We start from the raw sequence: 12,040 nt of genomic DNA on the forward strand, positions 1-12,040 counted from the left end.
AAAACATGGAAGGATATAAGATGAAAACGGAAACATTGTTGCATTACGCGACATTGGCAGTTCCCCGTTATACGTCATATCCGACAGCGGCAGATTTTGTTGCTGTTACCGATGAACAGCGAGCAGATTGGCTTGGCAAGATCAAGCCTGATCAAGCGGTGTCACTTTATATCCATGTTCCATATTGCCGGCAGCTTTGCTATTATTGCGGTTGCCACGCAAAAGCCACGAAGAAGGATGACGCAATTGTCGGCTATGCCGAAAGTGTCATTAAGGATATCAGACTTCAAGCACAGCATTTAAAAGGAAAATCTCGGGTTGTGCATCTTCATTGGGGCGGTGGTACGCCTTCTATCCTGCCACGCCAATCGTTTCTTTCCATTATGGAAACACTGCACGAGTTCTTCGAATTCGATAAAAAAGCCGAACATGCGATAGAGCTTGATCCCCGCACTGTCACGCATGATCTGGTCAAGACTTTGCTGGAAATAGGTGTTAATCGTACAAGCCTCGGCGTTCAGGATGTTAATCCTCAGGTTCAGAAGGCAATTGGCCGTATCCAGCCTGCAGCCATCGTTAAAAGATCTGTAGATTATCTGCGTGAGGCAGGGCTCGAACATATCAATTTCGATCTGATTTATGGTCTTCCGCTTCAAACGATCGAGACGCTCAATGATACGTGTCGCACTATCGGCGAATATCATCCCAATCGTATTGCCTGTTATGGCTATGCACATTTGCCGAAAAGACGCGCCAACCAGCGGTTGATTGATGCGGCATTGCTGCCCGGGCCACTTGAACGTTTCTATCAAGCGGCGGCCGTTGAAAAAAATCTGGTTGATATGGGGTATATTCCGATCGGAATTGATCATTTTGCGCTTCCTGACGACCATTTGGCAATTGCCGCAAAGGAACATCATCTACATCGGAATTTTCAGGGCTATACCGATGATGATTGTCCGGTTCTAATCGGCTTTGGCTGTTCTTCGATATCCGAATTCCGTGACGGCTTTGCCCAAACTGTTGCCGGTATTGCCGAATATCGCCGGACAATTGATGCAAATAAAATGGCAACTGTGCGCGGTATTGCAACCAATGATGATGACCGGCTTCGCGCCAGTATGATTGCCAAACTTATGTGTGACTTCAAACTGGATCTTTCGAAGTTCGGAGGGAAAGCAAAATTTCAAAGTGCTCTTGAGCATCTTAAGCCGATTATTGCTGACGGTCTTGCCACCGAACACGATGGTATTATTGAGATGACCGAGGAAGGGCGGCCTTTTGTGCGCGCGGTTGCAAGTCTGTTCGATGCCTATAGACAACAGAATCTGGCACAATTCAGTGCCGCCGTGTGATCTCACTTGCCTGTCAACCGGAAACCCTTTTTCGATTTTCTGATTTAAAATTTTACGTCCGGGTCAAGCGTGACCGGTGCGCAACTTTGGCAAAAATACCGCTATAAGACCAAGTGCCGGCATATAGGAGCAGATTTCAAACATGGTCTGCGAACCGACAAGATCCATTATCCGGCCAAGTCCGGCTGACGAGAGTGCTCCTATGCCAAATGATAATCCGAAAAAAAGCCCTGCAACAGTCCCAACTTTTCCTGGCATCAGTTCTTGAGCAAAAACAACGATTGCCGGAAATGCGGAAGCCAATATCATGCCGATGATGACTGTGAGAATTGCAGTAAGAGGCAAGTTGACATAGGGCAGAATGACCGTAAAAGGAAAGACACCCAGAATTGATACCCAGATAACGGTTCTGGCACCGATACGGTCACCTATCGGACCACCGAAAATGGTGCCAATGGCAATTCCTCCAAGATAGAGGAACAGCAAAAGCTGGGCTTGATGAAGGCTGACGCCGAATTTTTCCATTGTGTAGAACATATAATAGTTCTGCATGCTGGCCATGTAGACATATTTGGCAAACATCAGGCCGACAAGAACAAACAAGGCATTGCGCACTTGGGCTTTTGGAAGGTGATGCGTGTTTGCAGATGTTTTCTTCGTCAAACGTCTTTTGAGATTATTGGCATACCAATGACTGACAAAGATCAGAATAATAATGCCAAAAAACGCTAGAATTGATAGCCAACCAATCCGTTGTTGCTGGCTTATAAAAACTGCGGCAATGACCGGTCCTATGGCCGCGCCGCAATTTCCGCCGACCTGGAATATCGATTGCGCCACACCATATTTTCCGCCTGAAGCAAGGCGCGCAACCCTTGATGCTTCCGGATGGAAGATTGAAGAACCGAGCCCGACAAAGGCTGATCCGATCAACAATATGTAATAATGATGTGCATTGGCAAGCAGAAGAAGGCCGACCATGGTCGAGGCCGAAGCAAATGGCAAAGAATAGGGACTCGGCTTTTTATCGGTATAAAAGCCGATAACCGGTTGCAAAACCGAACCGGTCATTTGATAAACGGCGGTGATAATTCCGATCTGGAGAAAGGTCAGGCCATAGTTTTCGCGCAAGATCGGGTAGATTGCCGGAAGCATCGATTGCATGACATCGTTGAGAAAATGTCCACAACTCACAGCGAAGATTATGGAAATAAAAGTAGTTTCCGCTTGTCGATTCGCATCGTTGTTCGTTATGCTCATGGCTTCCTCACTCCGGTGGGAAACAATTTTTTAACTTTGAAAATAATAGCCAGCAAGCTAAAAATCTTTAAGGTAAAGTGATTGTGTTGTCGGATAGAAGCGAATTTTTCAGGTTAGGATCGTAATTTGAATATTAAAGATTGTCTCGTTGTGTTCGGGCGTTTATGAAGACAAAATGCTTTTTCGCCGACGGAAACCTGTAACTTTCTTGGAACGGATACGCTTGTGGTTGTGGCCACGGCGGTCGTTTTCGCGTTCTTTGAAATATTATGGAAAACGCCTGTTACGCATCTCTGCAACACCTCATCAGGTGGCATTGGGGCTTGCCATCGGGGTTCTTGCTGCAAGTTCGCCACTGTTCGGTTTTCATATTGTTCTGGCAGGCATCGTGACATGGCTTCTGCGTGGCAATGTTGCAGCAGCAATTCTTGGTACCATGCTTTCTAACCCGTTGACATTCTTGCCGATTGTTATGCTTGATTACAAGCTCGGACATTTCTGTTTTGCTCTTTTCGGTAATGTCGATGCAATACCACTTGCCGAAATACGGGCAATGTTTGAAGGCCTTTCGGCTTCACAAGCTTGGGGGATTCTGCTTGAAGCATGGGATACAGTGATGAAACCCATTCTTTTCGGTGGTTTGATCCTCGGATTGTTTTTGGGAAGTTTCGCCTATATTTGTGCTTATCGGGCGACAGCCCGCTTTCAAAAACACAGGCAGGAAAAAATGGCAGAAAAGGTTCGCATGCGTTTGAAAAAAGACCAGAAACAAGGCGCTTGAAAGTGATTATTGGCATTGGCAACGATATGATCGATATCCGGAGGGTTGAAAAAGTACTCGAGCGCCATGGCGAGCGTTTTATCGGTCGTATTTTTACCCCTATAGAACAAAAAAAATCGGAAGGGAGAAAAAATCGCGTTGCTTCCTATGCAAAAAGGTTTGCTGCAAAAGAGGCTTGCGCCAAAGCGCTTGGCACCGGTGTCTCGCGTGGTGTCTGGTGGAAGGATATGGGGGTTGTCAATTTGGCGGGTGGAAAACCCACAATGGAACTCACCAACAATGCAAAACAATTTCTTGAACGATTAACACCTCAAGGACACAAAGCTGTCATACATTTGACGATTACTGATGATTTTCCTTGGGCTCAAGCATTCGTTATTATTGAAGCGGTTTCTCTTGGAAAAACAGCCTGAAGCTTATACCGATAGTTGAATTCATGAACGATAGAGCGTGCTTTGTGACAAAGGCAAAACTGTAATAGCAAAACTGAAATGGCAAAACGGAAATGAATGAAATGGAAAATACTACTGTTTCCCCCAAATCCCCTAAGAGCGGGGGTGTTGGTGAATTTATCTCTATTGTCATACAGGCGCTCATTATTGCAGTGCTGTTCCAGACAATTCTTTTTCAGCCCTTCACAATACCTTCCGGCTCCATGCGGCCAACATTGCTAGTCGGCGATTATCTTTTTGTTTCCAAATATGCCTATGGCTATTCGCGCTACTCCATACCGTTTTCGCCCGATCTTTTTTCCGGACGCATTTTGGGCAGCGAGCCCAAGCGGGGCGATATCATTGTGTTCCGCCCGCCAAACAGAATAAACGACTATTATATCAAGCGGCTCGTCGGCCTTCCCGGTGACAGGATACAGGTTCGTGACGGTACGCTTTACATTAATGATGAAGCTGTACCGCGAAAGCTCGTCGGACAGATTACCGATGCTGATGTTACCGAGGTTCAAAGACCTGTCGATGTCTATCGTGAAACCATGCCGAACGGCGTGACTTATAATACGCTTGATATGGAATTTTATCCCGAACTTGATGACACTAAAGTTTTCGAAGTGCCTGAAGGTTATTACTTTATGATGGGCGATAACCGCGATCGTTCGGATGATAGCAGAATGAATGTCGGCTATGTCCCTTACGAAAATCTTGTAGGCCGTGCCAATCTTATTTTCTTTTCGATAGGAAATGGTGCGACCGCATGGAAAATCTGGCGTTGGCCAGTAGATATACGGTGGAACAGATTGTTTTCGTCTGTAAATACGATCAAATATTTTCCACCTGATAAATAGGTATGAAGATGAACCAACAAAAAGTCGAAAAACTGGAAAAATCGACAGGCCATAAGTTTCTGAACGAAGAGCGTTTAAGACGCGCACTGACCCATTCGAGTGTTCAGGATCAGACACATGGCAATTATGAACGGTTGGAGTTTTTGGGCGATAGAGTATTGGGGCTTCTCGTCTCCGAAATGCTTTTCGGTTTTTATCCCCGCGCGAGCGAAGGCGAGCTTTCTGTGAGATTGAACGGTTTGGTCAATGCCGCAACTTGTGCAGAAATTGCACAGGAAATCGGCTTGCCCGATATTGTTTATGTCGGTGCGGAAATGAAAAATCTTGATGAACGGCGTTTGGCAAATATGCATGCCGATGTTGTCGAAGCGCTTATCGCAGCAATGTATCTTGATGGTGGACTGGACGCAGTCCGTCCGTTTATCCGCCGTTATTGGGAAGAGCGTGCCAGACAATCGGGAGCAGCCCGAAGAGACGCAAAAACAGAATTGCAGGAATGGGCGCACACGCAAAATGGCGCCCAACCGCAATATCGCGTTGTAAAACGCCATGGACCTGACCATGACCCGATTTTTGATATAGAAGTGCGTGTCTCGGGATTTGCACCGGAAACGGGGCGTGGCCGTTCCAAGCGCGAGGCGGAGCGCCATGCAGCAGAAAAACTCCTTGTGCGCGAAGGCGTATGGAAAGACACCGAAAGCCAGAATAATGAATAATGATAATAAAACACATTCCGGTTTTGTTGCCTTGATCGGTGCTCCGAATGTCGGCAAATCCACTCTTGTCAACCGGTTGGTGGGGACAAAAGTTTCCATTGTTACCCATAAAGTGCAAACAACACGTGCACTTATTCGCGGTATCATCACTCACAACAATACCCAGATTGTGCTTGTCGATACACCGGGTATCTTTACCCCTAAAAGGCGACTTGATCGGGCAATGGTCACAACCGCATGGAGTGGTGCGAAAGATGCCGATATGGTCCTTGTCCTTGTGGATGCGGCAAAGGGACTGGATGAAGAAACCGAAGAGGTTTTTGCGTCTCTTTCCAAGGTAAAACAGGAAAAGATACTGGTTATCAACAAAGTGGATTCTGTGCCGCGTCCTTCACTTCTCGAACTTGCGAAGAAGTTGAATGAGGGCCAGCAATTTTCCGAAACGTTCATGATTTCGGCATTGAAGGGCACCGGCTGCGATGACCTTCTCGATTATCTGGCAAAAAAGCTACCCGAGGGGCCATGGTATTATCCGGAAGATCAGATATCGGATATGCCGATGCGTCAATTGGCAGCAGAAATTACCCGCGAAAAACTTTATATGCGACTGCATAACGAATTGCCCTATGCTTCCACGGTAGAAACCGAAAGCTGGGAAGAAAGGCCCGACGGCTCTGTAAAAATCAACCAGATCATCTATGTCGAACGCGAGGGGCAGAAAAAGATTGTTCTGGGCACAAAAGGCGAGACGATCAAAGCAATAGGACAGGCAGCGCGAAAAGAGCTAATGGAAATCCTCGAACAAAAGGTACATCTTTTTTTATTTGTCAAGGTACGCGACCATTGGAGCGACGATCCGGAACGCTATCGCGAAATGGGATTGGACTATTCAAATTAACGATGGAATGGAAAGAACAGGCGTTTATTCTTGGTACCAGACAACATGGTGAAACGAGCGCCATAGTTGAAGTGATGACCCGTTCGCACGGTCGTCATATGGGATTGGTCAAAGGTGGAAGATCCCGCAAGATGAGCGCTGTTCTCCAGCCTGGAAACAAAGTCATTGCCGACTGGTGGGCAAGGCTCGATGAACATCTCGGTATTTTTAAAATCGAGCCGGTTGATTTCAATGCTTCCCGTATGATGTTGGAACCGCATGCGCTATATGCGTTGCAATTGGCGGCAGCTCATATCAGACTTCTTCCTGAACGCGACCCTTATCCCGCACTTTATGATATATTAGAGCTTCTGATCAACAATATCGACGACGAGCTTATTACCGGCGAATTGATGGTGAGATTCGAAATAAAATTGTTGGAGGCTGTGGGGTTCGGCCTTGATCTGTCAAAATGTGGCGCAACAGGAAAACGCGACAACCTCAAATATGTCTCTCCGAAATCGGCACGGGCTATTTGTGCCGAGGCAGGAGAACCATGGAAAGACAAATTATTGCCGCTTCCGGAATTTTTGTTAAAAAGTTCCGAGCGACCAGAAAATTTTGAAGATATCAAACAAGGCTTTCTTTTAACCGGATATTTTTTAACCCGTAATGTCTGGAATGCCCGCGGAATTGAACCACCGGAAGTTCGCGCCAGTTTTGTCGAAACTCTTTCCCGCTTTTTTCATAAAGGTTGAAAGATAAATCTGTACACTTTCAAGTGTTCATAGACCGTTTGATCACGCGGAACTCAGCACGGGCTATAATAGTCTTGTATCGATTGCCATCCTCATTTTGTATGAAATATTGGAACGAAAGCGAGAATGCCAAAATTCGGGTAGAGAAAATTTGTCTGACCAATGCCTGTCCAATCATGAGCGACTCAAAAAAAGATGGTATCCGAACGTTTGTAGGCTCGTCTTTTCCAATTGGCGGGAATAGTTTTTCAATTTGTTGTCATTTTTGTTTCTGGTAATTTCTTAATTTAATAATATTAATTATAAAAATAATATGTTATTAAATTTTAATAATTTAAATATAACTAAAATAGCTTTTAATATCAATCAATGAAATTAATAAATATTAAAAAATATATATATAATTTAAAATTAAATTAAAATAATTATAGTTAATATTTTTTAATATACCCATATTCACATTATATATATCTATTTTTAAGTTAAAAATACTGACAAATTCACATTTCGAATTTGATAAAAACCATCATAAATAATCCGAAATTAGTTGTCGTGTTTTCCGAGCTTTCTGTTGCAAGAAACTGCTTTCCGATTATCATTATGGACAATGAACATCACTCTAATGGATAAACCAATGAAAAAAACGTCGAGAAAATTAATCTGTTTGGCATTTGTAGCATCTATCTTTTCTTCAGCCGCAATAGCCGAGTATACGACATCCATGCTCTCTCTTGACGATGCGCGCAGCCTGATTGCCAAAGGGCATACGTCGGCTGATACATTGAAAGTTAATGTCTGTATGGCTGTTGTTGATCCGAGTGGTAGCCTCATTACATTCGACCGCATGGATCGTGCACCTTATGGTTGTGTCGATGCTGCGATAGCAAAGGCAAAATCGGCGGCACTTTTCAGAGTGAAAACATCAGTCAATATGCAACGCGTCAATGGGGATGAACCGGCCATTGCAAATACACCTCATATGGTTCCACTCGGCGGTGGAGTACCTGTTACGAATAACGATGTTGTTGTGGGGGCTGTCGGTGTAAGCGGTGCGACAAACGCAATGGAAGTCAAGATTGCAGAAGCAATGGTTGCGGGCTACGGCGTTGTTCCTACGAAATAGATTCCGTCTTTGTTCATGTCAGAACGATTTTGGCAAATTTTAAGACGGTCAAAAAGCGCTAGCAGTTGGGCCGCTCGAAGGCCATTGGTAGCGCTTTGTCTCGGCTGGAGCTTGATTCCAGGACAAAAATCGGCAGTTGCACCGTTGTTTGATTGATTCCATATCGTAATGGCCGGACTGCCGAGATCTCTTGGAGGAAATCCATCCGCAGGGTATGAGTGCAATTCTTGCGTCATCGAACCGGCTCGTCATGAGCGATGTCTATAGAGCTTATGCAATCGTTTTTTAAATTGCTTATCTTCTATACTGTTTTCAATTTTGTTCTTGCACAGTACTTTTAAGAACCCAAGGGTGAACAAACGCAATAGTTGCAGATGTATTGTTTTTATTCCGCCACCTATGAAATTGAAAAACTGGTATGTTGCCTGACATACCGTCGTTTTTATTATTGCAGTATAAAAATAATCGTGAAGAAAAATATACAAATTTACCAGCCAAAATTTATTGCCTTGTGTCAGAAGGATTAGAACGGGCTGGTGTGATGCGGTTGTTTCAGAGACGTTGGCATTTCTTTCTGGCACGTGCAGCCGATTTTTACAGCAAATAGAAGAAACGGTCAGTCTTACCTTTCAAAACAGTCAATTGAAACACCTTCAGACGGACGGGTGCGCAGCAAATGTTTTTGAAATAATGAATGTCGTTTAAAAGGCAGGAGAGCTTCAGTAGAGCAAAAAATAAAGACGTTCATCATACAATTTCAGTCAATCGCCACCGTAAACAATCGTTAGATTTTAAATTTCAATTTTTATCGCCCCGACGCAGAAAAACAAGGAAGATCGGATTGAAAAGTCTGTTATCGCCTCGTTGACCAAGTGTTTTGCTTCTGTCAGATTTATACACCGATAGTCTATTCAAAAAGGGTGACGAAGAGTGAGCAGCTACAATAAGGAAACGCGCGTAACAGTACCGGAAATCAGGGCGAAAAAAGGTGGCAAACCAATTGTTTCATTAACTGCCTATTCCTCATTTGGCGCACGCATTGCCGACCCCTGTTGTGATTTTCTGCTTGTGGGTGATAGCGTGGGGACAGTGGTTTATGGTTTTGAAACAACTTTGCCAGTCACTGTCGATATGATGATCCTCCACGGACAAGCAGTGATGCGTGGTTCGAAGCATGCTCTTGTGGTCGTTGATATGCCGTTTGGTTCTTACGAAAAAAGTCCCGAGCACGCTTTTTCAAATGCTTCTCGCATCCTCGCCGAGACCGGTTGTGGTGCAGTCAAAATCGAGGGCGGCGCCGAAATGGCAAAGACGGTGCGCTTTTTGTCACGTCGCGGAATCCCTGTTATGGGGCATGTCGGCTTGATGGAGCAATCGGTGAGAAATCTCGGCGGATTTAAAATTCAAGGCTGTCATCAAAGTGACTGGCCACGTATTGAAAGTGATGCATCTGCCATCGCCGAAGCAGGTGCTTTTGCTATTGTTGTTGAAGGTGTCGTCGAACCTCTGGCGGCAAAACTCACACGTGATCTGTTTATCCCGACGATTGGAATAGGGGCTTCCAACCAATGTGACGGGCAACTTCTTGTGACGGAAGACATGCTTGGCTTTGGCGAAATTGTTCCGAAGTTTGTTCGCCGTTATTCCAATCTCGAAGAGCAAATGGCTGAAGCTATCAACCATTATGCAAACGACGTGAAAACACGTTTATTTCCCGGGGAAAACGAGACTTATTCAAAGCCTGACGAATAATTTACTTTTCTATTGATAACAGTAAGCGTGAAAAAAGCTAATTTTGAAGGATATATTGCCCATCCGGAGCGATTAAGCCTCGACGGGTAGGATGAAAGGCGTTCCTTCAAATGCTTCGGCACCACGGCCGATATCGAAAATAGCAGAACTCATACGCCCGCCACGATCAAGGATTTTGTCGGCAAGCTCGACCATTAATTTGTTAGGTGTGGCGGTTGGCGAATTTTTTCTCAAAAGTCGGGCAATTGCGGCTTCAGTTTTTTTCTGTTCAAGAGCGCAGGCAATGACAAAAGCTGCTGCAGTTGACCGTGAAATCCCCATATAGCAGTTTATAAGGAGCGGATAGGAACGGTTCCAGTTTTTAGCAATTTCAAGAAGTTTATAAATTTCGGTTTCACTCGGGGCAATAAGCCCTTCCTGAGGCTCGTTAATGTCATTGAATTCAAGAAAATAATGGCGATTTTCTGCAATCATAGCAGGGCGTTCCATAGGCGTGCCCTTGTTCATCAAAGTGATGAGTTCGCGTGGTTGGTAGCGTATTGCAGTCTCTGCGAGTTTCGAAAGCGGGGAAACAACAAGATATGCCATCACTGGGCTCTTTCTTTTTCAATAGCATTGAAACGGGCTAAAAACGAGCCTTCAATTTGGGGTGTAGGTCGCGCGACAAGATCAAGTCCTTGCGGTTTTATCGTTTCCGGCTCGCCGAAATACCGGATTGCTTCTTCCTTGCTGAATCCGGCAAGAGTGCTTGCTTCAAAATAGGCTGCTATTCGATCGGCTTGTTTTAATTGTTTGACGATTTTTGCCCGAAGTTCGGTCGGAAGGCCGAAGCGGATGCGGATAGCATCTTCGAGCCTTTTTTCAATTACCTCATAGCTGCCACCCATAACCGCTTTAAAAGGAGAAATCATATCGCCAATGACGTATTCGGGGGCGTCGTGGAGGAGTGCGAGTTGCTTTTCATCAGCCGCGGCATCGGGAAATAAGCGACGGTACAGTTTCTCGACCAGCAAAGAATGTTGGGCAACCGAATAGGCATATTCACCTTTTGTTTGTCCGTTCCAACGGGCGACACGCGCAAGACCGTGAGCAATGTCAGTAATTTCGACATCAAGAGGAGAGGGATTTATGAGGTCAAGCCTGCGTCCCGACAACATACGTTGCCATGCACGTGCTTCTCCTGTCCTTGTTATTTCGGCGTCAGCCATTTATTCACCTTCCGACACATCTTCCGGAAAACCGTAATTCATATTGGGTGCAATTGTCAGAGTGACCGGCACATTTTCCACGAAAAAAGGAACGTTTTTGTCAATGCCGGCCTTTACCTTGTCAATCCGCACAATTGCCGAGGCGTGTTTGCCGATGACTGTACCAAGATTGCCAATTGTTTTTCCCTCACATTCAATAGAGCCTGTGGCAGGGAGATTGTCTTCACCTTCGACGACCAACATCCTGCGGCGAATAGTGCCTCTATGGTGCATACGGGAAACCACTTCCTGACCGATATAACAGCCTTTTTTATAGGAAATGGCACCGGTTTGATCAAAATTGATATCGTGCGGGAACACCTCGCCAATTTTGAAATCTTTTCCACTTTCGGCAATTCCATATTTTATGCGCAGAAGATCCCACTGATCGGACGAGCTTTGCAAAAAGGGGAGGGCGGTTATGTTTTTCCCGTAAAAGCGGGTGACTTTTTCTTCTGCTGGAAAACGTTTATCGGCAAAACTTGAATCACTTTCTGAAGTAAGTGAATCATTTTGCCAAGAAATCCCTATAACCGATTCAGGAGCCTCACTAATTTCGACTTTCGACCGCAAACGATAAAGGGTTAGGCGTTTTTTGAAACTGTCGGCAAGGTCGGCCGAAATATCAATGACGAAACCGTCGTCAATACGACCGATCAGAAAGTCGAAAATCACCTTCCCTTGCGGCGACAGCAGCGCACCGGCCACCATTTCTCCGGCACCTATTTTTTCAACATCGGTGGTGATCAACCGTTCCAGAAAATGCGTTCTATCTTCGCCTGTAATCGTCAATACACGGCGGTTTTCGAGGGTGAGCGAGCAGTGATTTTCGACCATTTTCCTTGCCTTTCTTCTCGCATTTACGTAATCGGTA

13 protein-coding genes are annotated in these 12,040 nt (G+C 45.2%); 9 read left to right on the plus strand and 4 right to left on the minus strand.

The annotated features are described in order from the left end of the window. The first annotated feature begins 20 nt into the window (after positions 1-20). The gene (gene hemN / locus H3V14_RS07285; RefSeq protein WP_198227649.1) at positions 21-1,355 is read left to right on the plus strand and encodes an oxygen-independent coproporphyrinogen III oxidase; all 1,335 of its coding nucleotides are present in this window, start codon (positions 21-23) and stop codon (positions 1,353-1,355) included. A gap of 63 nt (positions 1,356-1,418) precedes the next feature. On the opposite strand, the gene H3V14_RS07290 is transcribed toward hemN, so the two are convergent. Next, entirely contained in the window at positions 1,419-2,615 is a 1,197-nt protein-coding gene (locus H3V14_RS07290) for an MFS transporter (RefSeq protein ID WP_198220618.1), read from the minus strand. Positions 2,616-2,790: 175 nt separating this feature from the next. Between H3V14_RS07290 and H3V14_RS07295 the strand changes: the two genes are divergently transcribed. From H3V14_RS07295 to panB, 8 genes are all read left to right on the plus strand, one after another. Continuing rightward, positions 2,791-3,396 carry a DUF2062 domain-containing protein gene (locus H3V14_RS07295; RefSeq protein ID WP_198213147.1) on the plus strand — a complete coding sequence of 202 codons (606 nt, stop codon included), beginning with the start codon at positions 2,791-2,793 and terminating at the stop codon, positions 3,394-3,396. 2 nt (positions 3,397-3,398) lie between these two features. Then, entirely contained in the window at positions 3,399-3,809 is a 411-nt protein-coding gene (acpS, locus tag H3V14_RS07300; RefSeq protein ID WP_198213145.1) for a holo-ACP synthase, read from the plus strand. Between the two features lie 101 nt (positions 3,810-3,910). Further along, the gene (gene lepB, locus H3V14_RS07305) at positions 3,911-4,693 is read left to right on the plus strand and encodes a signal peptidase I (RefSeq protein WP_371809448.1); all 783 of its coding nucleotides are present in this window, start codon (positions 3,911-3,913) and stop codon (positions 4,691-4,693) included. Positions 4,694-4,701: 8 nt separating this feature from the next. After that, positions 4,702-5,409: a ribonuclease III gene (gene rnc, locus H3V14_RS07310; protein ID WP_075870076.1), complete on the plus strand. Its 708-nt coding sequence runs from the start codon at positions 4,702-4,704 to the stop codon at positions 5,407-5,409. Beyond that, positions 5,402-6,307, plus strand: coding sequence for a GTPase Era (gene era / locus H3V14_RS07315; RefSeq protein ID WP_198213142.1), 906 nt, complete (start codon positions 5,402-5,404; stop codon positions 6,305-6,307). The genes rnc and era overlap by 8 nt, the downstream gene beginning before the upstream one ends. A gap of 2 nt (positions 6,308-6,309) precedes the next feature. Next, positions 6,310-7,044 carry a DNA repair protein RecO gene (gene recO / locus H3V14_RS07320; protein ID WP_198227653.1) on the plus strand — a complete coding sequence of 245 codons (735 nt, stop codon included), beginning with the start codon at positions 6,310-6,312 and terminating at the stop codon, positions 7,042-7,044. A gap of 634 nt (positions 7,045-7,678) precedes the next feature. Continuing rightward, on the plus strand, positions 7,679-8,167 hold the full coding sequence (locus H3V14_RS07325; protein ID WP_075870399.1) for a heme-binding protein: 489 nt from the start codon (positions 7,679-7,681) through the stop codon (positions 8,165-8,167). Positions 8,168-9,097: 930 nt separating this feature from the next. Further along, positions 9,098-9,919 (plus strand): 3-methyl-2-oxobutanoate hydroxymethyltransferase, encoded by an 822-nt coding sequence (panB, locus tag H3V14_RS07330; protein ID WP_198227655.1) that lies wholly within the window; start codon positions 9,098-9,100, stop codon positions 9,917-9,919. Positions 9,920-9,991: 72 nt separating this feature from the next. Here panB and H3V14_RS07335 read toward each other — a convergent pair whose 3' ends face one another. The 3 genes from H3V14_RS07335 to H3V14_RS07345 are packed head-to-tail and all read right to left on the minus strand — an operon-like array spanning position 9,992 to position 12,003. Continuing rightward, the gene (locus tag H3V14_RS07335; protein WP_075870070.1) at positions 9,992-10,507 is read right to left on the minus strand and encodes a tyrosine phosphatase family protein; all 516 of its coding nucleotides are present in this window, start codon (positions 10,505-10,507) and stop codon (positions 9,992-9,994) included. Next, on the minus strand, positions 10,507-11,127 hold the full coding sequence (locus tag H3V14_RS07340) for an HD family hydrolase (protein ID WP_075870069.1): 621 nt from the start codon (positions 11,125-11,127) through the stop codon (positions 10,507-10,509). The genes H3V14_RS07335 and H3V14_RS07340 overlap by 1 nt, the downstream gene beginning before the upstream one ends. Further along, a complete protein-coding gene (locus tag H3V14_RS07345; protein WP_198213130.1) occupies positions 11,128-12,003 on the minus strand; it encodes a folate-binding protein YgfZ in 876 nt (291 codons plus the stop codon). Positions 12,004-12,040: the final 37 nt, after the last annotated feature.

The sequence above is a fragment of the Bartonella sp. W8151 genome, assembly GCF_016100385.1.
In the GTDB taxonomy this organism is placed as follows: domain Bacteria; phylum Pseudomonadota; class Alphaproteobacteria; order Rhizobiales; family Rhizobiaceae; genus Bartonella; species Bartonella apis.